The organism is Pseudomonas sp. DSV-1 (genome assembly GCF_035830915.1).
GTDB lineage: Bacteria > Pseudomonadota > Gammaproteobacteria > Pseudomonadales > Pseudomonadaceae > Aquipseudomonas.
Map to the genome: position 1 here is coordinate 1,740,665 of NZ_JAYMYG010000001.1, position 22,427 is coordinate 1,763,091.

Sequence of the window (22,427 nt, forward strand, 5' to 3'; positions counted from 1 at the left end):
GGTCGCTATTGCTAGCCCAATGACCGCCCCAGCTTCCAGTACCCCATCAAGGTCAGTGCCTTGCGGTCCATGCCGCATTCATGGACGAAAAACTTTCTGATCGCCATCACCGCCATCGATTCCCCGGCCACCCAGGCATAAAACTCGTTGTGCCTGGCGCTGGCCCGCTCCCAGAGCCGCTGGTTGTCCAGATCAAGTTCTTGCAGGACAGCACAGGCCTTGGCTTGCAGGCGCCGGGGCGGCAGGCTGGCCAGTTCGCGGGCCGCGATGATCATGCCGTCACCATGCTGTTTGCCCAGACTGGCGCGGGGCAGCCAATGGACTTTGGTATTCGGGCCACAGACCAGGGCATGGCAGTCGGACTCTTCGGGCACTTCGATAAAGGCTTGTACCTGGGGTGTGTCGGGGTGATGTGCCAGCTCTTCCAGGATACCGGCGATGGCCGGGAGCGCAGTTTCGTCGCCGATCAGCAGTACTTTTCGCATGCCCTGTGGGGGTTGCCACTCATAGCCCCCCGGGTCGTCCGGGTAGGCGCCATTGGGGGCCGCAATTTGCAGGAGATCACCCGCTTTGGCCTGGGTTGCCCAGCGCGTGGCGGGGCCGGTGACGCCATGCAGGACAAAGTCGATATCCAGTTCGCCTGACTCCACGCGCAAGTTGCTAAGGGTGTAAGAGCGCATGGGCGGTACCTGCTCGGGGCTCAAGTCACGCAGGGTCGCTCGCCAGTCTCCCCGTTTGGGCAGGTTGGAGGCCTCGCCGTTGGCGGTGGGGAACAGCAATTTGACCCGCTGATCCGGTGCCAGGGTACGCATCAGCGCCACATCGTTGCCGCCGAACACAAAGCGCGTCAGTGACGGGCTCAAGGTGATGCGGCGCTTGAGCTGGATATCGAACAGTCGGTAGGCAGCGGGTTTACTGAGTCGATTGCGCAGGTTCTGCACCAGGGCGGCAGCGGCGGACATAACAGCACCTCAATAAGCAGGAGTCGTTTTGTATAACGATCCATTGAGTGAGGAATTTAAGGTGCTGTCGCAGTCCTGGGTCAGGCGGGGTGGGGCATTGGCACCGGAGTGAGGACGGGCTTGCCGGCAAAAAAAGCCTGCAGGTTATCGACCACCAATTGCACCGTGGCTTCGACCGCATCGGGTGACTGGCCAGCCACATGGGGAGTCATGACCACGTTGCCGAGGGTTTTGAGCGGGTCCGGCACCAGGGGTTCGTCTTCAAACACGTCGAGCCCGGCCCCGGCGATTTTGCCTGTGGCCAGGGCGCTGATCAGGGCATCGGTGTCGACTACGCTGCCACGGGCAATATTGATCAGGTAGCCGTCTGCGCCCAGAGCATCGAGCACGGGAGCGTCGATCAGGTGGTGGGTGGCGCTGCCGCCGGGCGTGGCGATCATCAGGAAGTCCACTGCTGCGGCCAGTTCAAGCACGCTGGCGCAGTAGGTGTAGGGCGAGTCGGGACGCGGCTGGCGGCTGTGGTAGCTGATGCTCATGTCAAAGCCGCAGGCCGCACGCTTGGCGATGGCCTGGCCGATCGCGCCCAGGCCGATGATGCCCATGCGTTTGCCCGACAGTGAGGGCTGGCGCACCTTGACCCACTCGTTGCGGCGGATGCTGGCGTCGGCCTGGGGGATGCCGCGCACCGCGCTCAGCAACAGCGCCATCGCGTGGTCGGCCACAGACGAGGCGTTGGCCCCGGCGCCGAAGGTCACGGTAATGCCAAGGTTGCTGGCGGCTTGCAGGTCGACCTGCTCGAAGCCGGCGCCGATCACGCAGATGATCTTGAGCAAGGGCAGGGCAGCCATTTCTTCGGCATGCAGGCCCAGCGGGCCACGGGTCAGCACGGTGTCGATGCGGGCGCCGTGCTGGGCTATGGCCTGGGCGCGGCTGACGGGGGTGGGCGCCAGGATCAGTTCGTAGCCTTGGGTTTCAAGCATGTGCAGATAATCGTTAACGCTCTCTACCAGCACCAGCACAACTCGGGACATGGGTATCTCCAGCCAAGGGATGTCAAGAATGGACCGAGATTAACACCGGTCTGTGCTGTTTTTCGCGGCACCCATTCGATCCGGGCGCTCTATTCAGGCTTTTTTCAGCCGTGTGGCGGATGGGCCGAGTCCTGCGCTGGAGCCAAGCCGGGTCGGCCTGTTACCATTCGCCCTTTGTTTTATCTCCACTTCGAGACCGCCCATGACCACCGTTCGCACGCGCATTGCGCCATCGCCTACCGGCGACCCCCACGTCGGCACCGCTTACATCGCTTTGTTCAACTACTGCTTTGCCAAGCAGCATGGCGGCGAATTTATCCTGCGGATCGAAGATACCGACCAATTGCGTTCGACCCGCGAGTCCGAGCAGCAGATCTACGACGCCTTGCGCTGGTTGGGTATTACCTGGAGCGAAGGCCCGGACGTTGGCGGCCCGCACGGCCCGTACCGTCAAAGCGAACGCAGCGAGATCTACAAGAAATACACCCAGCAACTGGTCGACATGGGTCATGCCTTCCCGTGCTTCTGCACGAGCGAGGAGCTGGACCAGATGCGCGCCGAGCAAATGGCCAAGGGCGAAACCCCGCGCTACGACGGTCGTGCGCTGCTGTTGTCCAAAGAAGAAGTAGCGGCCCGTCTGGCAGCTGGCGAACCCCACGTGATCCGCATGAAAGTGCCGACCGAAGGCGTGTGCGTTGTGCCGGACCTGCTGCGCGGCGATGTCGAGATCCCGTGGGATCGCATGGACATGCAAGTGTTGATGAAGACCGATGGCCTGCCGACCTACTTCCTGGCCAACGTGGTCGACGATCACCTGATGGGCATCACCCACGTGCTGCGTGGCGAAGAGTGGCTGCCATCAGCGCCCAAGCTGATCCTGCTGTATGAGTATTTCGGCTGGGAACAACCGCAGCTGTGCTACATGCCGCTGTTGCGTAACCCGGACAAGAGCAAGCTGTCCAAGCGCAAGAACCCGACGTCGGTGACGTTCTACGAGCGCATGGGCTTCATGCCTGAAGCGATGCTCAACTATCTGGGCCGCATGGGCTGGTCGATGCCGGACGAGCGCGAGAAGTTCTCGCTGCAGGAAATGGTCGATAACTTTGACCTGTCCCGCGTCTCGCTGGGCGGCCCGATTTTCGACGTAGAGAAGCTGTCGTGGCTCAACGGTCAATGGTTGCGTGACCTGCCGCTGGAAGAGTTCGCCAGCCGCGTGCAGCAATGGGCGTTGAACCCTGAGTACATGATGAAAATCGCGCCGCTGGTTCAGGGCCGGGTTGAAACCTTCAGCCAGATCGCGCCATTGGCCGGGTTCTTCTTCTCGGGCGGCTTGCAGCTCGATGCCAAGCTGTTCGAGCACAAGAAGCTGTCCAACGAACAGGTGCGTCAGTTGATGCAGCTGATTCTGTGGAAGCTGGAGAGCCTGCGTCAGTGGGAAAAGGACGCGATCACCGGCTGCATCCAGACCGTGGTCGAGTCCCTGGAGCTGAAGCTGCGTGATGCCATGCCGCTGATGTTCGCTTCGATCACCGGCCAGGCAAGCTCGGTGTCGGTGCTGGACGCGATGGAGATTCTGGGGCCGGACCTGACCCGTTTCCGTCTGCGCCAGGCACTCGACCTGCTGGGCGGTGTGTCGAAGAAAGAAAACAAAGAGTGGGAAAAGCTGTTTAACGCCATGGGTTAACGGTTTTTCTTTGTAGTCGCTGCCGCAGGCTGCGAGGGGTTCAGTGGCGTTTCCAGGAAAACGGGCTGCTCCGCAACCCTTCGCAGCCTTTGGCAGCGGCTACAGGTTTTGTGGGTTTGGGCCAGTATTTACGGGGCAGGGAAGGTAAGTGGTTGTTCTCACGGCAAATTTTTTTAAAAAAGTTTAAAAATAAGTTTGACAGCCTATCCATCCAGTCTTAATATGCGCCCCGTCCACACAGCAACATGAAACAAGCAGCAACAACACGCTGCAGTGACTGTCTGGGGCTATAGCTCAGCTGGGAGAGCGCTTGCATGGCATGCAAGAGGTCAACGGTTCGATCCCGTTTAGCTCCACCAAATTTACAGTTCAATGTCTGGCCACACCGGCATTGAATCGATCAGCACTCAGCGCTGATCAGTTAGAAGGTTTGTGTCCCCTTCGTCTAGTGGCCTAGGACACCGCCCTTTCACGGCGGTAACAGGGGTTCGAGTCCCCTAGGGGACGCCAGTTTTACAGAAGCAGCACTTCGGTGATGCTCCGCCGCCAGGCGATAAATCGGGGCTATAGCTCAGCTGGGAGAGCGCTTGCATGGCATGCAAGAGGTCAACGGTTCGATCCCGTTTAGCTCCACCAATTTACAGTTCAATGTCGGGCCACACTGGCATTGAATCGATCAGCACTTGCTGCTGATCACTGTTAGAAGGGTTTGTGTCCCCTTCGTCTAGTGGCCTAGGACACCGCCCTTTCACGGCGGTAACAGGGGTTCGAGTCCCCTAGGGGACGCCACGATTACCCGCTATGCGGGATTTATAAGGGTCATTCGATTATTGAATGGCCCTTTTGTTTGTCTGCAGTTTTTATATTCCTCGCCTCGAAGCTTGCAGCCGCCCCCTCTGCGTTACACTGCGCTCCTTATTTTTTTAGGGGGAGACAAGGCATGAGTTGGGATTTGGCAGCACCGTTCATCATTGACCTGACCGTTCAGGCCGAAGACATCGACGGGTTCGGTCATGCCAATAACGCGGCCTATGTAGTCTGGCTGGAACGTTGTGCCTGGCGCCACTCGCAGCGTCTGGGGCTGGATCTCACCGAGTACCGTCGCCTTGATCGCGCCATGGCGGTGTCCCGCCATGAAATCGATTATCTGGCCAGTGCCTATGAAGACGATGAGCTGCAATTGGCAACCTGGATTGTCGATTGTGACCAGCGCTTGCGCATGACCCGCCACTTTCAGCTTGTACGCCCCAGCGATGGCGTGACCCTGTTGCGTGCGCAAACCACGTTTGTCTGCATCGAGCTGTCCACGGGCAAGGCCAAGCGCCTGCCGCCCGAGTTCCTTGAAGGTTATGGTCCGGCTGTCGTCACGGCCTGATCAGCAGCGCCTGCTCATACCGATTGCCCACATAACGGCGTAAACTGCCGCACGTTTTTCATGAGAGTCACCCATGCAAATTGCTTTGGCGCCGATGGAGGGGTTGGTCGACAACATCCTGCGTGATGTCCTGACCCGCACCGGCGGTATTGATTGGTGTGTGACCGAATTTATTCGGGTCACCGAGCGGTTGTTACCGGAAGCCTACTTCCATAAATTCGCCCCCGAATTGCAGCACGGTGCGCAGACGCGTTCCGGCGTGCCGTTGCGCGTACAGTTACTGGGTTCTGATCCGGCCTGTCTGGCCGACAACGCGGCGCTGGCCGTTGAGTTGGGTTCCGGGGTGATTGACCTCAATTTTGGCTGCCCGGCCAAGACCGTGAACAAGTCCCGTGGTGGTGCGGTGCTGCTCAAGGAGCCCGAGCTGCTGCATGCGATCCTGCTGCAGGTGCGACGCACTGTGCCTGCGCATATCCCGGTGACCGCCAAGATGCGCCTGGGCTTTGATACGCCAGACAGCGCCAATGAGTGCGCGATTGCCCTGGCCGAAGGGGGCGCAAGCCAGATCGTGGTGCACGCGCGGACCAAGATGGATGGCTACAAGCCGCCTGCCCATTGGGAGTACATCGCCCAGGTACAGGAAGCGGTGAAGGTGCCGGTGTTTGCCAATGGCGATATCTGGTCGGTTGAAGATTGGCGCCGTTGCCGCGAAATCAGCGGTGCTGAAGACATCATGCTGGGTCGCGGTCTGGTGTCGCGGCCCGATCTGGCCCGGCAAATTGCCGCAGCCCGTGCCGGTGTTGAAGTGGTGCCGATGACCTGGGCTGATTTGCAGCCCATGATCCGCGATTTCTGGGCGCAGGCCGAAGCCCAGCTGACGCCACGTTCAGCCCCCGGGCGCCTGAAGCAGTGGTTGGCCATGCTGACCCGCAACTACCCTGAAGCCGTGCTGCTGTTCAATGCCATGCGCCGTGAAACCGACTGTGAGAAGGTCCGGCATATGGTCAACAACCCGCCTGCTGACGCTGCCTGAAACGGCTGAAAAAAATTTTCAGAAAAACCCTTGAAACGGTTTTGACGGTCCCTATCTAAGGGGTACGCGATGCCGAAACCGGGTCGCGTAACAAAATCTCGCTGAAATCAGGAGGATGAAATTATGAGCAACGCATTTTCAATGGCGCCACTGTTCCGTAATTCTGTCGGCTTTGACCGTTTTAGTGATTTGTTTGAAACCGCTTTACGCAACGATTCGAGCGGCGGCTACCCACCTTACAACGTTGAAAAACGTGGTGAAGACAGCTATCGCATTGTGGTTGCGGCTGCAGGCTTCCAGCAGGATGATCTGGACCTGCAAGTTGAGAAAGGCGTGCTGACCGTGAGCGGCAGCAAACGTGAAAGCACCAGCGAAGAAGGCGTGACCTTCTTGCATCAAGGCATTGCACAGCGGGCATTTAAATTGTCCTTCCGTCTCGACGACCATATCGAGATCAAAGGCGCAAACCTGAGCAATGGTTTGCTGAGCATCGACCTGCAGCGGGTGGTGCCGGAAGAGGCAAAAGCCAAACGCATCCCGATCAATGGGGATTCGCAGCCTGCTCTGCAAAACTGATCTGAGCACGTGCTGAAAAAGAACCCCGTCTTCAGGCGGGGTTCTTTTTATCCGGATGAATATCAAGAGCAGCACGCAGGCATTTGTCCCCGACCTCTCCCCGGGGCAAGTGCCTGCTTTTCATGTCCAGAACGTCACTTTCCAGCCTGACCTGCGGTCAGCTGGTGTTTTTGCAGGTTCTTGTCGGCTTTGTAGCGCAAGGCTACGTCGGGAACGCTGCCGCTTTTACCGGTTTCAACCCAGTTGCGAATCCGCCCTGCATCGGCGAAGTGGGTGTATTTGCCAAAGGCATCCAGAATCACCAGCGATACCGGGCGATTGCCCATCTCGGTTACCAGCACCAGGCAGTGGCCAGCCTGATTGGTAAATCCGGTCTTGGTGATCTTGATATTCCACTTGTCCTTTTTGACCAGATGATCGGTGTTATGAAAGCCCAGTGTGTAGTTGGGTTTGCGGAATGCCACGGTTTTTTCTTTGGTGGTGCTCAGCTGGCTGAGCATCGGGTAGTGCCGTGCCGTTGCCAGCAGCTTGCTCAAATCGCGCGCGGTGGACACGTTGTGAATCGACAGGCCGGTCGGCTCAACGTAGTGGGTGCTCATCATGCCCAGGCTTTTGGCCTTGGCGTTCATGGCTGCGATAAACGCCACATAGCCGCCCGGGAAGTGATGGGCAAGGCTGGCAGCCGCACGGTTTTCCGATGACATCAGGGTGATCAGCATCATTTCGCGACGCGAGAGTTCGCTGCCAATCTTGACCCGGGAAAACACGCCTTTCATTTCTGGCGTGTCGCTGATGTTGACCGAAATGTATTCATCCATCGACTGTTTGGCGTCCAGCACCACCATGGCGGTCATCAGTTTGGTCACGGAGGCGATGGGGACGATGGCGTCAGGGTTGCTGGCAAAAATGACCTTGTTGGTCTGCAGGTCGATCAGCATCGCGCTGCCTGAGGCGATATGCAGCTGTGAGGTATCCCTTGGGGCCGAAATGCTTTCAGCCGCTGCGGCGATTGAAGAGGCGCTGGTGCCTGCCAGAACTAAACACAGGCTCAAAATAGAAAGATGAATTTTCACGCAGAATGACTCAAGGATGGTTGGGAAGTACCGGGCTGCAACGGCTGTTACACACATAACGTTACATTTTGTCAGTATGGATCAATAGCGGCAGAAATGCCTGATTTCGCAGGGTTTATCAGAGAATATTCATGGCCGGGGCTTCGAGGTGCCAGTGCAGCTGGCAGGCCTCAACGGGAGGTGCTGGCGAATCAAGGATTCGTGCTCGGGCGAGCCTAGCAGTGCAATGCTGTTGGCTGGCTGAACGACTTGAGCGTTCGACCCTGGCTCTGGAGGCCGCGAAAAGTCAGTAACGCAGGAGGCGGGGATTTATCAGGTTCGACGCCTGTGAGGCTGTGGCCCCACAGGCGTGAACGGGTGCTTCAGGATTCAGCTCGATAGTGCAGCAAGTCCCCCGGCTGGCAATCGAGTGCGATGCAAATGGCTTCCAGGGTGGCGAGCCTTATACCTTTGACCTTCCCTTGCTTGAGCAGTGACAGGTTCTGCTCGGTAATGCCGACCATTTGCGCGAGGTCCTTGGATTTGACCTTGCGCATGGCCAGCATGACGTCCAGCTTAATTTCGATCGGCATCTTGGCCTCTTAAACAAACTGCTGATTTTCCCGTGCCATCGAACAGGCGTTGTATAGGCTGCGGGCGATGATCATAAGAGAAGCGGAGAGGAATAAGGCAACAAGATGCGACGGTTCAAAGCTGATGGTGAACAAACGCTCGCCGTCAGGGCGCAAAAATGTGATCCAGACGCTCATGACCGGTGTCAGCAAGAGGCAGGCCAGCACCCATGAAGCGACACTCTTGCCTACTTTCCCCAGCAGTTCAGCCGACTCCGCCGAGAAGTATTCCCCGTTGCTGTAGGCCAGAAACAGGCTGCGCAGCGCCAGCAAACCCTTGGCCAGTATCAGCAGGGGGATGCTGGACAGCACAATGGCCCCTGCGACTTGCCACCAGGGCATCTGCAGAATGTCTGCGTTCAATGTTTTGGTCATGGCGCTCAGGCTGAATCCGCCGACGTAGGTGCCAATGACGTTGGGGAAGATCCAGTAAGCGATATTGGCCAGGAGCATGCCCACCACGAGCGCCAGGGTGGCGGTTGCCAGGGTTCTGCTGCGATCGGCCAGGTGATCGGTTTTCATCTGAAAGTCCTTCTGTAGTACTGATGATTAAGTGCCCGGATTCTGCGCAGAAACGGTAGGCGATGTTTTAAGGCCTTGGTATCGTAATTCGATAATAAATGATTGTAAAACGATAATTTAACGGGTGTAGAAATGGCTTTGGCGGATGTAGACGCGCGAGGTGTTGATTAGGCAGGGCTGTGCAATTGTGTAAAATGCCGGCCCTTGAAATTGACCGGCCGGCCTGATGACTCCTGAAGCGTTAACCACTCTGCATTTGCACCTATTGACTGCTCTGGACGCTGCGCCCGAAGAAACCCGGCGTTTGTTTCATGGGCGCGGGCGGTGCTGGCCGGGGCTTGAGCAGTTGACAGTCGACTGGCTGCAAGGCGTGGTACTGGTCTCGCTGTTCAAGGAGCCCGATGCCGGGCATCTGGACGCCTTGAAGCAGCTGTTGATGACGCTCGTGCAGTCCCCTTCATGGCGAGCCAGCGGGGCCCACACGCTGGTGCTGCAACATCGCTATACGCTGCAGAGCGACACTGAATGGCTGGTGGGTGAGGCGGTTGATGAGTGGACGCTGACTGAAGGCGGGTTGCGCTATCGAGTGGACCTGGGCCGCAAGCAGAACAACGGCCTGTTTCTGGACATGCGTTACGGTCGGGACTGGGTGCGGGCCAACGCCGAGGGCAAGCGTATCTTGAATCTGTTTGCCTATACCTGCGGCTTTTCAGTGGCCGCGATCGAAGGCGGTGCGCAGCATGTGGTCAACCTCGACATGTCCCGTGCGGCGCTGAGCCGTGGGCGCGACAACCATCGGTTGAACGGGCATGACATGAGCAAGGTGACGTTCCTGGGGCATGACCTGTTCAAGTCCTGGGGCAAGGTGAAAAGCACCGGCCCTTATGATCTGGTGATCATCGACCCGCCGTCGTTTCAGAAGGGCAGCTTTCTGCTGACCAAGGATTACCAGCGGGTAGTGCGCCGGTTGCCTGAGTTGCTGAGCGAAAACGGCACGGTACTGGCCTGCATGAACGACCCGGCACTGGGTTCGGACTTCCTGATCGATGGCGTTACCCTTGATGCGCCGAGCCTGCGTTTTGTCCAGCGCCTGGATAACCCGCCGGAGTTTCCTGATGCCGACGCAGAATGCGGTTTGAAAGCGCTGGTGTTCAAACAGGGCGTTTGACGGGCAAAAAAAGGCCCGCTGGGGGAGTTGCGGGCCAAGGGGTTCATTGAATGAGCAATGAGCGCAGCGAATATACCGCCCGCTGCGCTCAAAGACTGTGAAACAAAATTCATCTTTCTTGTGGGAGCGGGCTTGTTCGCGATGGCATCGACCAGGTGCCCTGGCCGAACCGCGTCGCCTGTATCGCGAGCAGGCCGCTCCTACAAAATTTGCCGGTTACTTGGTGCGCGACGACTCGAACAGGAACCACACGCGGCGCTCGGCTTCATCGATCCAGTTTTCCAGCAGGCTGGTGGTGGCCACGTCTCCGAGTTCGGAGCACATGTCGTGGGTTTCACGCATGTACGCGGCCAGCTGGATGTTGTCTTCGCGCAGCTCTGCCAGCATGTCTTCCGGGGTTACGAAGTCGGCATCGTTATCCAGCAGGCGCTGGAGCTTTGTGATATGGCCAATCGAGCGAATGGTCGTGCGCCCCAGCTTGCGTACGCGTTCGGCAATGGCGTCGGTGGTCGCATAGATCTGATCGGCCTGTTCGTCCAGCAGCAGATGAAAGTCACGGAAATGCGGGCCGGACATGTGCCAGTGGAAGTTCTTGGTTTTCATGTAAATGGCGAATGTATCAGCCAGCAGCGCATTCACTTCGGCCGCAATGTTGATACAGGCTTTTTCGCTTAGTGCCGAAGGTGTCCGCAGATCGGCCTTTCTGCTTTCCTTCGCGGATTTCAGGTCTGTCATGGTGGTTCCTCGTGGCAGCGGTTGATCGGAATAACGTCACTTGAGTGCGGCTGACTAAAGACCAGGATCAGCCTCTCGTCAAACGCGTCGGGGCGTCTCAAACAGCCCGCGTAAAGTTTTGAGGGCCTCTGAGCAAGATCGTTCAAGACTTTCTTCTGTCAGGTTGCGACCCTTTGCCGCTGCTTACTGCCGGAATGTTTGTAATGTCTGATTCCCTTGCTCGATCCGCGTTTGTGCGCGGCACCATGGCCTGTCTTCCGCTCACGCTGGCGTGTGCCCCTTGGGGGTTGCTGGCGGGTTCCACTGCGATTGATGCCCAATTGACCCCGGCGCAAAGCCAGGGGCTCTCGCTTTTTGTGTTTGCCGGTGCGGCGCAATTGGTGGCGATCGGCATGATCAAAGGAGGGGCCAGTGCGATTTCGATCCTGGTGACCACCTTGCTGCTGACGTCACAACATTTGCTCTATGCCATGCATTTGCGACCGGTGGTGGCGCCACTCGAACCGAGATGGCGTCTGGGGCTGGGCTTTCTGCTGACCGATGAGTTCTTTGCCCTGGTCAGCCCGTTTGACCAGAAGACGTTCAATCGCTGGTACGCGCTGGGCGTGGGGCTGTGCATGTACGTGGGCTGGAATATTTTCACCCTTCTGGGCGTGGTGCTGGGCAAGAGCATCCCGGGACTGGACCAACTCGGGCTTGAGTTCTCGATTGCCGCAACCTTCATAGCGTTGATTACGCCCATCGTGCGCAATGTTCCAACCATTGTGTGCGTGGCGGTCTCATTGTTGAGCGTGGTGCTGTTCAGTTACTGGCAGTGGGAGTCGGCCATTGTGCTGGCAGGGCTGGCGGGTATGGTCGCGGGTTATCTGTGCAAGCGGCTGGTAGGGTACTGGGCATGATTTGGATCATTATTGGCGGGATGACGCTGATTCTGTTTTTCAACCGCTACCTGTTTTTGGAGCCGCGGCTGCCGATTCGCTTGAATCGTGGGGTGAGGGAGTTTTTGGGATTCGCGGTACCGGGGATGCTCACGGCGATTTGCGGGCCGATCATCTTCGTCAAGAATCATGAGGTCGACCTGAGCCTGGGCAACCCGTACCTGCTGGCCGGGATGTGCGCCATAGGGCTTATGCTCTGGAGCCGCAACGTACTGCTCAGTGTCGCGTTGAGTGTGGGGCTGTTCTATCTGTTTCGCTGGTGGCTTTGATTTGCGCTGCGGCGCGGGAAGTAAAGGGGCCGCTCAGGGCAACGCCGTCACTGACCACGTACCAGCACGCCAGCAGGCCGTCCGCGCGAAGCGGAGCGGGGACTGCACTGCCGATGACCGACATGACATGAATCTTGGGCATAAACACCTCCTTCAAACAATGTCGCTACCTTACGGGCTGGGCCGCTGCGCAAAAAATCATTGCGCGTGATAGTCGTCATTGATGTCGATGAGGTGTCAGTCAACCACCTGGTCGAGCATGTGCATGACTTCCTGATCGCTCAGCAATCCCTCGCGTACGAGGTGCTGGGCCAGCAGTGACACCAGCTTGGCGGTGCGATGGCCCTCGAGCTGCTTGAGCTCGGTCAGGGTGTTGTAAACCTTGCTTGAAGTGCAGAGCCCGACGATGTGGTGCGGGTTTTGTGTAGGCATAAAGGTCGTCCTTGTTTTTATGAGTGTGCCGATGATCGCGCCAGTGGCGCTCCATAATGCCGCAGTCCGGGCCACTAGGGTGTCTCATCCGCGACATTCACAGTGTCAATTGGGCCCTGCCGGCAGCTGCAAAAGCCTGCCGGTTTGCCTGCGCCGGTGTTACCAGCGCGGCGGGCCGTAATAGCCCCGTGGCGGGCCGTAGTACGCCGGGTGTGGCCGACCGTAGTAGCCCTGGTAATAAACGGGCTGAGGCGGCTGGACATACACCGGTTGTGGTTGGTAGTAGACCGGTGGGGCCTGAACGTAAACAGGTTGCGGCTGGACATAGACCGGTTGCTGAACGTAAACCGGGCGTGGCTCGGGGCCAGCAATGATTGAACCTACAACTGCGGCGCCGACTACCGCGCCAAAAATGGCAGGTCCGGGCCCCCAACCGCCATGAGCAGATGCCTGGCCTGCGACAGCCAGAGCGCCGATAAGCAAAGCGACTTTGGGGATGGTACGCATCATGACGATTCCTCGAATTTCAGCCCCGACTTTTGGCCTGCACCAGGCCACGGATAATCGCGGGGATAACGTTAAGACCGTGTTTTATTAAAAAACTGCGAAGCGCTTTGGTAAATTTTGTGTAAGGTCTGCGGGCGCTGAGACGTTTCAGCGCTTGCAGCTGCAATATGATCTAACAAAATTTCCGGTACGGCTTGTGCCGTCCATCTAAAAGCATTCAGCAAGGAGATGAGCATGCAAATGAATCCGAATAAAGACACCCAACTGTGCATATCGCTGTCGGGCCGACCGGGGAACTTCGGACTGCGTTTTCATAATCATCTATACGAACAGCTGGGCCTGAACTTTTACTACAAGGCTTTCAGCAGCAAAGACCTCAAGGGGGCAGTGACCGGTATTCGCGCCCTGGGGATTCGTGGTTGCGGTGTGTCCATGCCTTTCAAGGAAGCGTGCATTGAGCTGGTGGACGAGCTGGACGCATCGGCCCGTGCCATCGCGTCGATCAATACCATCGTCAACACTGACGGGCACCTCAAGGCCTACAACACGGATTACATCGCCATCGCGCAATTGCTCGACAGTCACAAGGTGCCCACGGACACCACTTTTGCATTGCGTGGCAGTGGCGGCATGGCCAAGGCCGTGGCTTCGGCGTTGCGCGACGGTGGCTATCGCAAGGGTGTGATCGTGGCGCGAAACGAAGCGACAGGAGGGGCGCTGGCGGCAAGTTGTGGCTACGAGTGGCAGCCGGAGTTGGCTGCGCACAGGCCCCGGATGCTGATCAATGTCACGCCGGTGGGCATGGCGGGCGGGGCTGAAGCCGACGACCTGGCCTTTGAGGCAGATGCCATCGATCAGGCCGATATCGTTTTTGATGTGGTGGCGATCCCGGTTGAAACGCCATTGATCGTGCGTGGTCGTGCCCAGGGCAAGCAGGTGATTACGGGCCTTGAGGTCATTGCAATTCAGGCATTGGAGCAGTTTGTGCTGTACACCGGTGTTCGACCGTCCGCCGAGCAGTTCCAGGCTGCGGTGGCGTTTGCCCGCAGCTGATTGCAGGGTCGGGCGAGTGACCTCGCCCGACACTCGCGTTACTCCAGCTCTGCCAGGCGAGCCTCTAGCGCTGCGATGCGCGCTTCAAGTGCTTCGAAGCGCTCCAGCGATACCATGGAGCCACTGCTGCGCTCTGCAGGTTGTTGACGGCTGGCCATGATTGTCTCGATGTCAGCCGGGTCGCCCAGTGCATGCATGTAGCGGTCTTCGCGCTGGCCGCTCTGGCGAGGCACCAGCAGCGCAAGATCACGGGCAATCAGGCGCTCCAGTTGATGCTGAACCTGTTCAGTGTCTTCGAAATCGTGCATGCGCGAGCTGCGGGTCAAGAGCTCGTTCAAGGTTTGCGGGCCCCGCAGAAACAGCAGGCCCAGCAGCACCACCTGGGCAGGCACCAGTTCCAGCGCCTTGTCGACCTTATGCTCCCAGCGGTCAGCACGGCTGCCCATCACCAGCCGGGTAAAGCCGCGACCTTCGAGTGCGCGCAAGCTTTGTCCGACTTGTCCTTGAGTGAGATTGAGCACGGGTTCACGGCTGGTTTTCTGGTTGCACGCCAGAACCAGCGCGTTGAGCGTCAGGGGGTAGGTTTCAGGGTTGGTGGCCTGTTTCTCGATCAGGGAGCCGAGAATCCGGATCTCGATGCTGTTGAGCAGAGGTCCGGAGTCAGATTCGATCTGTGTGTTTTCTGAAAGCTGACTAGCGGGAACTTCCATTTTCTTCTCCAAATTGAGTAACCGTTGCCAGCGGTCATTGTGGAGTCTTTTGCACGATAGGGCGACTGCCGCGTCAAATCTGCGGGAGCGGGCTTGCTCGTGACAGTCATAGTGCGGTGAGCCGGGCTCGTCGCGATGCAGGTATCGCGAGCAAGCCCGCTCCCGGGGCTGTCAGCGGTTGACCAGTTTGGCTGGCAATGCGATCACCAGCAGGCTGCTCAGGAGCAGGCAGCCTGCGAAGAACCACAGCGCCCCTGAGCCGCTGCCGGTTACGTCAATGGCGATACCCATCAGCGAGTTGCTCACCAGTCCGGCGATATTGGCCAGCGAGCACGCCAGGGCAAACCCCGTAGCCGCTGCCCGCCCTTTGAGAAAGGTTGCCGGCAAGCTGAAAAACACCGGCACGGCACCGATGATGGCGGCCGAGGCAATGGCGAACAGTAAAACGGTGGCAAAGACGTTATGGCTGTAGAAAGTTGTACCGGCCATGGCGGCCGCACCGATCAGGAAGGGCACGATGATGTGCCAGCGGCGTTCGCGATGACGGTCTGAACTGGCGCCAATCAACAGCATGCCAATCAGGGCGGCGGCGCTGGGCAGGGCGGTCAGTACACCAATATGGAAGTTGTCGGCCACGCCCGCATTGCGAATGAAGGTGGGCATCCAGAAAGCCATGGCGTAGGCGCTGAGCAGGATGGAAAAGTCGATACCGCCGAGCATCCAGACCTTGAGGTTGAAAAAGCCGTCGCGAAAGCTGTGCTTGCTGTTTTTGCCTTCGACGTCGTCCTTGCGCAGCTCGTTTTCAAGCAGTGCTTTTTCTTCGTTGTTAAGCCATTTGGCGGTGTGATGGCTGTTGGGCAGGGCCCAGAACGTCAGAATGCCCAGCAAGACGCTGGGAATCGCCTCGATGATAAACAGCCACTGCCACCCCTTGAGCCCTGCCGTGTTGTCGAACGCGCCCATGATCCAGCCCGAAAGTGGTCCGCCGATCACGCTTGAAAGCGGCATGCCGATCATGAACAGGGCGATGATGCGTCCCCTGCGGTGGGTTGGAAACCAGGTGGTCAGGTAGTACAGCACGCCCGGCAGAAAGCCGGCCTCGGCCGCGCCCAGCAAGAAGCGCACAACATAGAACTGGGTGGGGGTGGTGACCAGCATGGTGCAGGCCGAGAGCAGGCCCCAAGTGATCATGATCCGGGCAATCCAGATCTTGGCACCGACTTTCTCCAGGGCCAGGTTGCTCGGCACCTCGAAAATGATATAGCCGACGAAAAACAGCCCGGCGCCAAGGCCGAACGCTGTTTCGCTGAACTGCAGGTCACCCAGCATTTGCAGCTTGGCGAAGCCAATATTGATCCGGTCCAGGTAGGACGCCAGATAACAGAAGCAGAGGAAGGGGATGAGTTTCCAGGTGATCTTGCGATAGAGCACCTGGACCGGGTCCGCGATAACGGTCGCGGTGGTAGTACCAGCATTTGCAGAGGGCATGTGTGTCTTCCTGGCGGTGACTTTATGGTTGTTGTGTAGCCGCGATCAGTGCTTTGGCAGGCTCGTGAAGCGGCTTCCAAAGGCAGTGTCAGAAGACTGGGCAGGCCTGGTGAGGGCCCTTGCTCAGTAATGGTGACCAGTGCTCTACGGCCTGGTTCTATGGCAGATATCCCTGTCTGCCAGTTGTTGCCTAAACAGTTTTGGTGAAGTGATTCATGGCCTCCTGCTTGCTGACGACGTCGCCATATTTACTGTCGATATCAAACAGGTTGGCCTCGTGGGGGGCGCTGTGGCGATCACCGACACATTCGCGCACCACGATGGTTCGAAAGCCGTGCTGCACTGCATCCACCGCCGTTGCCCGGATACACCCGCTGGTCGAACAACCTGCCAGAACCACAGTGTCGATGCCCTGGGCACGCAACAGTGATGCAAGGCTGGTGCCGAAAAACGAGCTGGCGTACTGCTTGCTGATGACGACTTCATCCGGGGTTGGCAGCACCTCTTCGCAGAAGGCGGCCAGCGGGTTGCCCTCCACCATGTCCTGCATGACCGGGGCCTTTTTTACCCAGATGCCGCCGTCAAGAAAGTGACCGGGGTGGTAGCGAATATTGGTATGCACCACCAGCACTGCATTTTTGCGCGCGCAGGTTAGCAGTTCGACGCTTTCGGCCACAGCGCTGACGACGCCGGGTGCGAACAGCGGCGCATCTTTTTGTGTGTAGCCTTGCATGAAGTCGATCATCAGCAGCGCAGGCTTTTTACCAAAGCCTATGCGATGGCCCCATACACCTTGATAGTTGGCGTCTGCGCTTTGCTGTTCATTGTGGTGCTCGGTCATGACCCGCTCCTATTTGTATGCGCCGGACAGCAGAGCCCCGGCACCCGGCACGATGGGCTCAAGGTTGAGGGCCTTGAGCATGGCGTAGGTGGTGGCAATGGCGGCGGTGAGCACCGGCTTGCCGGTTTGCGCTTCAACCTGGGCAACCACGGGCAGTGATTGCATCTGCACGCAGGCCGACAGCACGATCACGTCCACGCCTTCAAGGTTCATGCTGCTGACAATGGCGGGCAAGTTGGCCGGGTCGTGGCGGGCCACTTCCAGGTTGTCGGGGATTTCCAGGGCGCGCCAGTCCACCACCTCAAAGCCTTCTGCGCGGATGTAATCCACCACGAGTTCGGTCAGTGGTTTCATGTAAGGCGCGACGATAGCGATTTTTTTCGCACCCATTACCTTGAGGCCGTCGATCAAGGCACCGGCGCTGGTAATGACCGGGGCGTTTCCGTCATTCTCGGCAGTAGCCAGGGTCAGGCGTTGCTCGGATTTTCGGTGGTAGCCCAGTCCCATGGCCATGATTGCCACCAGGCAGGCGTAACCCAGAACGTCGACCCTGGCGTCGGACAGTTCGATCGCGCAGCGGTCGGATTCGCCGTCCATGGCTGCCAGTTCTTCTTTGCGCACCTGTTTCATGCGCATGCGGCTGGAGTGAAAGGTAAAGCGTTCCGGGCGGATCAACTGGCGTGCGGTCAGCATCGCCGGGATCTCGGTTTCCATGGTGGTGTTGGAACTCGGCACAATCTGGCCGATACGGTAAGGCTTGATCACGGGATGTCTCCTTAAACGGTGCGCTGAGTGCGGGTCGGGGGGTGGTCATAAAACTCGCCAAAGGTGGCGAGGAAACCCTCAAGGTCGTCCCACGGGATCATGTGGCCAGCGTTCTCGACACGAGCAATGTTGATGGCAGGGTTGAGGTCGAGGATTTCTGCTTCGTCCTCATCCAGGATCACGCCACCTCGTCCGGCGACCATCAGCAGGGTGGGCACCGCCAGTTTCGGCAGGTCCTGATGGAAGTCGACGTCATGGAAGTCGTTAAAAGCGCGAACGATGGCGGGCTCATGACAGGTGTGCAGCCACTCGGCGCGCAGTTGCAGTTGCTCCAGGGTCCAGGTCGGGCAAAAGGCACGCATGGCCTGTGCATCCATCCCGGTCACGGCCTGGCGGATCGAGTCCACGTACCACGCCAGCTTGCTTGGGTATTCGCGTCGACCGGGGCCGGAGACAGGCGGGTCGATCAGTACCAGGCTTAGCAGCCCGGCCGGGTTGCGTGCCGCGCTGCGTACGGCAAAGCGCGCACCCATGGAGTGGCCGGCGAGGTGGTAGTGGGTAAAGCCCATTGCCCGGGCAAAGGCGGCGATGTCATCAGCGCAGGCGTCGGTGCCGTAGTCCAGGCCGGTGCCGCTGGAAGAAAGCCCGCGCCCCCGGGCATCGAGTACGTACGTGTCAAAATGCTCACCCAGCCTTTCGGCCACGAAGCCCCAGGTAATGGCCGGGCTGGTGATGCCGGGAATCAGCAAGAGAACCGGTTTTGTACCGTTGTCCTGCCCGCCATAGCGCAGGTAATGCTGGCGTATGCCGTTGGCCTGGACATTGGCGCCGTGGATAAAGGTGCTCATGCCAGGGCTTCCGATTCAAGTGAGTGGCTGTAGATGTCGTAGCCATAAACCCAGGCCGGATCTTCCTGGGTACGCAGCCAGGTGTTGGCATTGGACACCGCCTGTACCCGTGAGGCGCGATCCTTGCGATTGGCTTCGTACAGTTCGAAAGCGGTGCGGTAATCGCTCAGACCGGTTTCTTGCAGGCAGCGGGTCAGCATGGCAGCGTCTTCAATTGCCATGCCGGCGCCTTGGGCCATGTGCGGTTTCATGGGGTGGCAGGCGTCGCCGAGCAATACCAGGCGGCCACGGCTCCAGAGAGGGAGCGGGTTGCGATTGAGCAGGGGCCATTTACTGACGCTTTCACTGGACTCGATCAGTGCCTGGACAGTCGGGTTGTAGTCGGCGAACGCTTCACGCATTTCTTCGCGGCTGCTGTCGACAAAACTGCCCTGAAAATCCCAGGCCGCATGCGGCACGCCTGTGACGTAGTAGTACTCATCGCGCTTGGCAGTGGTGTGGTAGACCATCATGTGGCGATCTTCGCTCCACCACTTCACGCAGTTCTCGAAGTTCAGGTTGTATTTGGCCAGTGTTTCGCTGCGGATCAGCGCGCGGTGGGCCACCCAGCCGCTGTATAGCGGCTTTTCTGCGCCAAGCAATTCTTCACGGATTTTTGAGTTGATGCCATCGGCGCCAATGACGATATCGGCCTCGGTGCTGGTGCCGTCGCTGAAGTGCAGGCGCACCAGGTTGTCGGTTTCTTCAAGGCGAGTCAGGCATTTGTTGAAGTGGGTGGTGCCCGGCGCGATGGTCGACATTTGCAGTGCATGCAAGTCGCCACGGTGAACCGTGATGTAGGCGGCGCCGTATTCCTTGCGGGCAAATTCACCGAGGGGGATGCGAGAAAGATAGTCACCGCTGGCGCCATCACGGCTGAACCAGAAGTCAGGGTGCGAGCCCATGTCGCTTAACTTCTGTTCGATGCCCATGCGGCGGAAGATTTTCATGATGTTCGGCCCCATGTGGATGCCCGCGCCAATGCGGGAAAACGCGGGGGCCTGCTCATAAATATCGACCTGGAATCCGGCTTTTTGCAGCAGCGTTGCTGCCGCAGCACCTCCCAGACCTGCACCGACAATGGCGATTTTTTGTTTTATGGGCATGCAAGGCTTCCTTTTTTTAGGGTGTTGCTGGCAAGAGTCGGGTTTGTGATTGCCAGTCATTTACAGTGTATACGCTATTTATTTTTGATTTGCATAGAGCCCTTTGAAAATAAAAACAGCCTGAATGGAGTTGGTGTAACGGCTGGTAACTACTGTTTGCTTGGGTTGTGTGAGTATGTGACGGCGATTTATTTTTTCGAATCAAGTGTGAAAATAATGAGCTATCAGCGCTAAATAGTGTGTACGCTTTAAATTGAACCGTGGGATGCAACGCTGACTGCAAGGGCAGGGGGTGATGCACTCAACACATTCAGCGAGTCAATTGAGAGGAACCCCAAATGCCGGTAAGCGACTGCGAACTGACTCAGATGTTTGAGCACGTGTTGAAACTGTCAAAAGTGGATGCGACCCAAAGCGTCGCAGTGTTGAAAAGTCACTACTCCAACCCGCGCACGGTGAGGGCGGCGATGGAAGCGGCTCAGCGCCTGGGTGCGAAGGTGTATGCAGTGGAGTTGCCCTCGTTCAACCATCCGATGGCGATGGGCAATGACATGACGGCTTACTGCGGGGACACCGCGCTCACGGGCAATATTGCGGCGCAACGGGCGCTGGAGGCGGCAGATCTGGTGGTCGACACCATGATGTTGCTGCATTCCCCCGAGCAGGAGCAGATCCTCAAGACCGGCACGCGCATTCTGCTGGCGGTTGAGCCGCCTGAGGTGCTGGCGCGCATGCTGCCCACTCTGGCGGACAAAGAGCGGGTGATGGCGGCAGAAAAACTGCTTAAACAGGCGCGCTCCATTCATGTCAAATCCAGAGCCGGCAGTGATTTCAAGGCGCAGCTGGGGCAGTATCCGGCGGTAACCGAGTATGGGTTTGCCGATGAGCCGGGGCGTTGGGATCATTGGCCAAGCGGTTTTCTGTTCTCGTGGCCCAATGAAGAGACGGCGCAGGGTGTATTGGTGATCGATGTGGGTGATATCGTCCTGCCGTTCAAGAACTACTCGCGCGAACAGATCACCCTGGAAATCGATCAGGGCTTCATTACCTCGATTCATGGCGGCTTTGAGGCCGAATACCTGCGCGATTACCTGAAGTACTTCAACGATCCTGAGGTGTACGGCATTTCCCATATTGGTTGGGGGCTGCAGCCGCGTGCCCAATGGACTGCCATGGGCCTGCACGACAAAAACGACGGAATGTGCATGGATGCCCGGGCGTTCGAGGGTAACTTCCTGTTTTCCACCGGGCCCAACACCGAGGTCGGGGGCACGCGCAAGACGCCATGCCACCTGGATATCCCGCTGCGCCATTGTGATATTTATCTGGATGACCTGGCGGTGGTCACGGGCGGGGTGGTGGTTGCACCCCAGTAGAAGCCGCACAAGCGCGCCGCGATTATCCAAACCACGGGTGATCGTTAATGCCCTTCGCTAGCAGGCCAGCCCCCACAGGGGTTGGCGACAGAGTGGCTCGCGCAGGTTAAGGTCATCTCACCACTCACCCTTCACTTGATAGAGGCCGCTGTGCCGGATACGACAGACAAGCAATCAGGCAATCCTGTGACTTATGACTTTTCCCAGCAGGTAGGTCATTTGTTGCGCAAGGCTTACCAGCGCAACATGGCTATTTTTCAGCAGAACATCGGCAACTCGCAATTGACCGCCGTACAGTTCATTACCCTGTGCGCGGTGCATGATCATGGGCCCAGCTCCTTGAGCGAGCTGATCAAGGCCACGGCAGTGGATCAGGCGACCATTCGCGGGATTGTCGAGCGCCTTCAGGCTCGCGACCTGATTGCTCTCAAGCCTGCGCAACAGGATAAGCGCAAGGTCATCGTCAGCCTCACCGAGGCGGGTGAGCAACTGGTGCGCGAAACCCAGCCCCATGCCGCTCAAGTGAGCGAGTTGACCATGAGCAGGCTCAATCCGGCCGAACGGGTAGCGATGCTGTATCTACTGCACAAAATGGTCGATGAGAGCGCCGATTAAACCATTTATGCCCTTTGGCATTGTTCTTGCCTTTATTTGGTGAAGTAGTTACTTCATCAAATTCGCGGTAACAGAGGCTCTGGATATGCAGGCCTTTGGGGCGCGCTTTTCATGAAGTAAACACTTAATAAGATCCGCTCAAACAGTGCGGACGTTGCTACCTGGGGAAGCCTTGCATGAGCGATCAAACCCTCGCGCCTGTCAAAACGGTAACACTTGAAGTCAACGGGCAGCGGGTTGAGGTCACTGCAATGGCCGATACGCCCTTGCTGCTGGTACTGCGCAACGATTTGCAGCTGAACGGCCCGAAGTACGGCTGTGGCCTGGGCGAGTGCGGGGCGTGCACGGTGATCATTGACGGGGTAGCTGCCCGCTCCTGTGTTTTCCCACTGGCTGGCGCGCAGGGGCGCAGCATCACCACCCTTGAGGGTATCGGCACCCTTGAGCATCCGCACCGGGTCCAGCAGGCGTTCATTGATGAGCAGGCGGCGCAATGCGGTTACTGCATGAACGGCATGATCATGACTGCCAAGGCATTGCTTGATCGCAACCCGCACCCCAGCGAAGAACAGATTCGAAACGAACTGTCAGCCAACCTCTGTCGCTGCGGCACCCATATCGAAATTATGCGTGCGGTCATGCTTGCCGCCCGTCCAAAGCCCTGAACGGA

26 protein-coding genes and 4 tRNA genes are annotated in these 22,427 nt (G+C 58.3%); 15 read left to right on the forward strand and 15 right to left on the reverse strand.

Annotated features, from left to right (window positions below):
* Positions 1-11: 11 nt before the first annotated feature.
* Together VSQ83_RS08215 and VSQ83_RS08220 are read right to left on the reverse strand one after the other, a co-directional pair.
* Complete coding sequence (locus tag VSQ83_RS08215; protein WP_326425983.1) at positions 12-962, reverse strand: siderophore-interacting protein; 951 nt, start codon at positions 960-962, stop codon at positions 12-14.
* Between the two features lie 80 nt (positions 963-1,042).
* Positions 1,043-1,993 (reverse strand): 2-hydroxyacid dehydrogenase, encoded by a 951-nt coding sequence (locus tag VSQ83_RS08220; protein ID WP_326425985.1) that lies wholly within the window; start codon positions 1,991-1,993, stop codon positions 1,043-1,045.
* 202 nt (positions 1,994-2,195) lie between these two features.
* Between VSQ83_RS08220 and gltX the strand changes: the two genes are divergently transcribed.
* From gltX to VSQ83_RS08260, 8 genes are all read left to right on the forward strand, one after another.
* A complete protein-coding gene (gltX, locus tag VSQ83_RS08225) occupies positions 2,196-3,677 on the forward strand; it encodes a glutamate--tRNA ligase (RefSeq protein WP_219261499.1) in 1,482 nt (493 codons plus the stop codon).
* Between the two features lie 283 nt (positions 3,678-3,960).
* A tRNA-Ala gene (locus tag VSQ83_RS08230) sits at positions 3,961-4,036 on the forward strand.
* Between the two features lie 75 nt (positions 4,037-4,111).
* A tRNA-Glu gene (locus tag VSQ83_RS08235) sits at positions 4,112-4,187 on the forward strand.
* 50 nt (positions 4,188-4,237) lie between these two features.
* Positions 4,238-4,313: transfer RNA gene (locus VSQ83_RS08240), tRNA-Ala, on the forward strand.
* Positions 4,314-4,390: 77 nt separating this feature from the next.
* A tRNA-Glu gene (locus VSQ83_RS08245) sits at positions 4,391-4,466 on the forward strand.
* Positions 4,467-4,617: 151 nt separating this feature from the next.
* Positions 4,618-5,052, forward strand: a complete 435-nt coding sequence (locus tag VSQ83_RS08250) for an acyl-CoA thioesterase (RefSeq protein ID WP_133077200.1) — start codon at positions 4,618-4,620, stop codon at positions 5,050-5,052.
* A gap of 73 nt (positions 5,053-5,125) precedes the next feature.
* The gene (locus tag VSQ83_RS08255) at positions 5,126-6,085 is read left to right on the forward strand and encodes a tRNA dihydrouridine synthase (RefSeq protein ID WP_219261498.1); all 960 of its coding nucleotides are present in this window, start codon (positions 5,126-5,128) and stop codon (positions 6,083-6,085) included.
* 123 nt (positions 6,086-6,208) lie between these two features.
* Entirely contained in the window at positions 6,209-6,661 is a 453-nt protein-coding gene (locus VSQ83_RS08260) for an Hsp20 family protein (protein WP_133077202.1), read from the forward strand.
* 134 nt (positions 6,662-6,795) lie between these two features.
* On the opposite strand, the gene pbpG is transcribed toward VSQ83_RS08260, so the two are convergent.
* The 3 genes from pbpG to VSQ83_RS08275 all read right to left on the reverse strand — a co-directional run bounded on the left by pbpG (position 6,796) and on the right by VSQ83_RS08275 (position 8,867).
* Positions 6,796-7,734: a D-alanyl-D-alanine endopeptidase gene (pbpG, locus tag VSQ83_RS08265; RefSeq protein WP_133077203.1), complete on the reverse strand. Its 939-nt coding sequence runs from the start codon at positions 7,732-7,734 to the stop codon at positions 6,796-6,798.
* A gap of 362 nt (positions 7,735-8,096) precedes the next feature.
* On the reverse strand, positions 8,097-8,306 hold the full coding sequence (locus tag VSQ83_RS08270) for a helix-turn-helix domain-containing protein (protein ID WP_095036595.1): 210 nt from the start codon (positions 8,304-8,306) through the stop codon (positions 8,097-8,099).
* Positions 8,307-8,315: 9 nt separating this feature from the next.
* The gene (locus tag VSQ83_RS08275; RefSeq protein WP_133077204.1) at positions 8,316-8,867 is read right to left on the reverse strand and encodes a DUF2975 domain-containing protein; all 552 of its coding nucleotides are present in this window, start codon (positions 8,865-8,867) and stop codon (positions 8,316-8,318) included.
* Positions 8,868-9,093: 226 nt separating this feature from the next.
* Here VSQ83_RS08275 and VSQ83_RS08280 point away from each other — a divergent pair, with 226 nt between their 5' ends.
* On the forward strand, positions 9,094-10,035 hold the full coding sequence (locus VSQ83_RS08280) for a class I SAM-dependent methyltransferase (protein WP_326425988.1): 942 nt from the start codon (positions 9,094-9,096) through the stop codon (positions 10,033-10,035).
* 216 nt (positions 10,036-10,251) lie between these two features.
* Here the strand turns inward: VSQ83_RS08280 and VSQ83_RS08285 are convergent, their stop codons facing one another.
* Positions 10,252-10,770: a Dps family protein gene (locus VSQ83_RS08285; protein WP_326425990.1), complete on the reverse strand. Its 519-nt coding sequence runs from the start codon at positions 10,768-10,770 to the stop codon at positions 10,252-10,254.
* Between the two features lie 203 nt (positions 10,771-10,973).
* On the opposite strand from VSQ83_RS08285, the gene VSQ83_RS08290 reads away from it, so the two are divergent.
* A complete protein-coding gene (locus VSQ83_RS08290; protein ID WP_326425992.1) occupies positions 10,974-11,669 on the forward strand; it encodes an AzlC family ABC transporter permease in 696 nt (231 codons plus the stop codon).
* Positions 11,666-11,977 (forward strand): AzlD domain-containing protein, encoded by a 312-nt coding sequence (locus tag VSQ83_RS08295; RefSeq protein WP_326425995.1) that lies wholly within the window; start codon positions 11,666-11,668, stop codon positions 11,975-11,977. Before VSQ83_RS08290 ends, VSQ83_RS08295 begins: the two co-directional genes overlap by 4 nt.
* Here VSQ83_RS08295 and VSQ83_RS08300 read toward each other — a convergent pair.
* The 3 genes from VSQ83_RS08300 to VSQ83_RS08310 form a co-directional block, all read right to left on the reverse strand.
* Positions 11,925-12,119, reverse strand: coding sequence for a hypothetical protein (locus VSQ83_RS08300; RefSeq protein WP_257622833.1), 195 nt, complete (start codon positions 12,117-12,119; stop codon positions 11,925-11,927). The genes VSQ83_RS08295 and VSQ83_RS08300 overlap by 53 nt on opposite strands.
* Positions 12,120-12,214: 95 nt before the next feature.
* Positions 12,215-12,409 (reverse strand): hypothetical protein, encoded by a 195-nt coding sequence (locus VSQ83_RS08305; protein WP_019826144.1) that lies wholly within the window; start codon positions 12,407-12,409, stop codon positions 12,215-12,217.
* 159 nt (positions 12,410-12,568) lie between these two features.
* Entirely contained in the window at positions 12,569-12,919 is a 351-nt protein-coding gene (locus VSQ83_RS08310) for a hypothetical protein (RefSeq protein WP_133077210.1), read from the reverse strand.
* Positions 12,920-13,150: 231 nt separating this feature from the next.
* Between VSQ83_RS08310 and VSQ83_RS08315 the strand changes: the two genes are divergently transcribed.
* Positions 13,151-13,969 carry a shikimate 5-dehydrogenase gene (locus VSQ83_RS08315; protein WP_133077211.1) on the forward strand — a complete coding sequence of 273 codons (819 nt, stop codon included), beginning with the start codon at positions 13,151-13,153 and terminating at the stop codon, positions 13,967-13,969.
* Between the two features lie 38 nt (positions 13,970-14,007).
* On the opposite strand, the gene VSQ83_RS08320 is transcribed toward VSQ83_RS08315, so the two are convergent.
* The 6 genes from VSQ83_RS08320 to VSQ83_RS08345 all read right to left on the reverse strand — a co-directional run bounded on the left by VSQ83_RS08320 (position 14,008) and on the right by VSQ83_RS08345 (position 19,766).
* A complete protein-coding gene (locus VSQ83_RS08320; protein ID WP_326398235.1) occupies positions 14,008-14,679 on the reverse strand; it encodes a YceH family protein in 672 nt (223 codons plus the stop codon).
* A 171-nt stretch (positions 14,680-14,850) separates the two neighbouring features.
* Positions 14,851-16,167 (reverse strand): MFS transporter, encoded by a 1,317-nt coding sequence (locus VSQ83_RS08325; RefSeq protein ID WP_133077213.1) that lies wholly within the window; start codon positions 16,165-16,167, stop codon positions 14,851-14,853.
* Between the two features lie 190 nt (positions 16,168-16,357).
* A complete protein-coding gene (locus VSQ83_RS08330) occupies positions 16,358-17,008 on the reverse strand; it encodes an N-carbamoylsarcosine amidohydrolase (protein ID WP_133077214.1) in 651 nt (216 codons plus the stop codon).
* Between the two features lie 9 nt (positions 17,009-17,017).
* A complete protein-coding gene (locus VSQ83_RS08335; protein ID WP_133077215.1) occupies positions 17,018-17,773 on the reverse strand; it encodes a maleate cis-trans isomerase family protein in 756 nt (251 codons plus the stop codon).
* An 11-nt stretch (positions 17,774-17,784) separates the two neighbouring features.
* Positions 17,785-18,621, reverse strand: a complete 837-nt coding sequence (locus VSQ83_RS08340; RefSeq protein WP_133077216.1) for an alpha/beta fold hydrolase — start codon at positions 18,619-18,621, stop codon at positions 17,785-17,787.
* Positions 18,618-19,766, reverse strand: a complete 1,149-nt coding sequence (locus tag VSQ83_RS08345; RefSeq protein ID WP_133077217.1) for an FAD-dependent monooxygenase — start codon at positions 19,764-19,766, stop codon at positions 18,618-18,620. The genes VSQ83_RS08340 and VSQ83_RS08345 overlap by 4 nt, the downstream gene beginning before the upstream one ends.
* 338 nt (positions 19,767-20,104) lie before the next feature.
* Here VSQ83_RS08345 and VSQ83_RS08350 point away from each other — a divergent pair, with 338 nt between their 5' ends.
* The 3 genes from VSQ83_RS08350 (at position 20,105) to VSQ83_RS08360 (ending at position 22,422) form a co-directional block, all read left to right on the forward strand.
* Positions 20,105-21,142 (forward strand): 2,5-dihydroxypyridine 5,6-dioxygenase, encoded by a 1,038-nt coding sequence (locus VSQ83_RS08350; protein ID WP_219261494.1) that lies wholly within the window; start codon positions 20,105-20,107, stop codon positions 21,140-21,142.
* Positions 21,143-21,292: 150 nt separating this feature from the next.
* The gene (locus VSQ83_RS08355; protein WP_219261493.1) at positions 21,293-21,757 is read left to right on the forward strand and encodes a MarR family winged helix-turn-helix transcriptional regulator; all 465 of its coding nucleotides are present in this window, start codon (positions 21,293-21,295) and stop codon (positions 21,755-21,757) included.
* 176 nt (positions 21,758-21,933) lie between these two features.
* Positions 21,934-22,422 (forward strand): (2Fe-2S)-binding protein, encoded by a 489-nt coding sequence (locus VSQ83_RS08360; RefSeq protein WP_133077220.1) that lies wholly within the window; start codon positions 21,934-21,936, stop codon positions 22,420-22,422.
* The last annotated feature ends 5 nt before the right edge of the window (positions 22,423-22,427 follow it).

Bases quoted from the DNA above. Each gene is read 5' to 3' on its own strand.
- VSQ83_RS08275 (WP_133077204.1), bottom strand. From the start codon at position 8,867: ATGAAAACCGATCACCTGGCCGATCGCAGCAGAACCCTGGCAACCGCC.
- VSQ83_RS08220 (WP_326425985.1), bottom strand. From the start codon at position 1,993: ATGTCCCGAGTTGTGCTGGTGCTGGTAGAGAGCGTTAACGATTATCTG.
- VSQ83_RS08360 (WP_133077220.1), top strand. From the start codon at position 21,934: ATGAGCGATCAAACCCTCGCGCCTGTCAAAACGGTAACACTTGAAGTC.
- VSQ83_RS08350 (WP_219261494.1), top strand. From the start codon at position 20,105: ATGCCGGTAAGCGACTGCGAACTGACTCAGATGTTTGAGCACGTGTTG.
- VSQ83_RS08280 (WP_326425988.1), top strand. From the start codon at position 9,094: ATGACTCCTGAAGCGTTAACCACTCTGCATTTGCACCTATTGACTGCT.
- VSQ83_RS08270 (WP_095036595.1), bottom strand. From the start codon at position 8,306: ATGCCGATCGAAATTAAGCTGGACGTCATGCTGGCCATGCGCAAGGTC.
- VSQ83_RS08320 (WP_326398235.1), bottom strand. From the start codon at position 14,679: ATGGAAGTTCCCGCTAGTCAGCTTTCAGAAAACACACAGATCGAATCT.
- VSQ83_RS08295 (WP_326425995.1), top strand. From the start codon at position 11,666: ATGATTTGGATCATTATTGGCGGGATGACGCTGATTCTGTTTTTCAAC.
- VSQ83_RS08290 (WP_326425992.1), top strand. From the start codon at position 10,974: ATGTCTGATTCCCTTGCTCGATCCGCGTTTGTGCGCGGCACCATGGCC.
- gltX (WP_219261499.1), top strand. From the start codon at position 2,196: ATGACCACCGTTCGCACGCGCATTGCGCCATCGCCTACCGGCGACCCC.
- VSQ83_RS08255 (WP_219261498.1), top strand. From the start codon at position 5,126: ATGCAAATTGCTTTGGCGCCGATGGAGGGGTTGGTCGACAACATCCTG.
- VSQ83_RS08345 (WP_133077217.1), bottom strand. From the start codon at position 19,766: ATGCCCATAAAACAAAAAATCGCCATTGTCGGTGCAGGTCTGGGAGGT.
- VSQ83_RS08330 (WP_133077214.1), bottom strand. From the start codon at position 17,008: ATGACCGAGCACCACAATGAACAGCAAAGCGCAGACGCCAACTATCAA.
- VSQ83_RS08300 (WP_257622833.1), bottom strand. From the start codon at position 12,119: ATGCCCAAGATTCATGTCATGTCGGTCATCGGCAGTGCAGTCCCCGCT.
- VSQ83_RS08260 (WP_133077202.1), top strand. From the start codon at position 6,209: ATGAGCAACGCATTTTCAATGGCGCCACTGTTCCGTAATTCTGTCGGC.
- VSQ83_RS08215 (WP_326425983.1), bottom strand. From the start codon at position 962: ATGTCCGCCGCTGCCGCCCTGGTGCAGAACCTGCGCAATCGACTCAGT.
- VSQ83_RS08340 (WP_133077216.1), bottom strand. From the start codon at position 18,621: ATGAGCACCTTTATCCACGGCGCCAATGTCCAGGCCAACGGCATACGC.
- VSQ83_RS08310 (WP_133077210.1), bottom strand. From the start codon at position 12,919: ATGATGCGTACCATCCCCAAAGTCGCTTTGCTTATCGGCGCTCTGGCT.
- VSQ83_RS08315 (WP_133077211.1), top strand. From the start codon at position 13,151: ATGCAAATGAATCCGAATAAAGACACCCAACTGTGCATATCGCTGTCG.
- VSQ83_RS08305 (WP_019826144.1), bottom strand. From the start codon at position 12,409: ATGCCTACACAAAACCCGCACCACATCGTCGGGCTCTGCACTTCAAGC.
- VSQ83_RS08325 (WP_133077213.1), bottom strand. From the start codon at position 16,167: ATGCCCTCTGCAAATGCTGGTACTACCACCGCGACCGTTATCGCGGAC.
- VSQ83_RS08250 (WP_133077200.1), top strand. From the start codon at position 4,618: ATGAGTTGGGATTTGGCAGCACCGTTCATCATTGACCTGACCGTTCAG.
- VSQ83_RS08285 (WP_326425990.1), bottom strand. From the start codon at position 10,770: ATGACAGACCTGAAATCCGCGAAGGAAAGCAGAAAGGCCGATCTGCGG.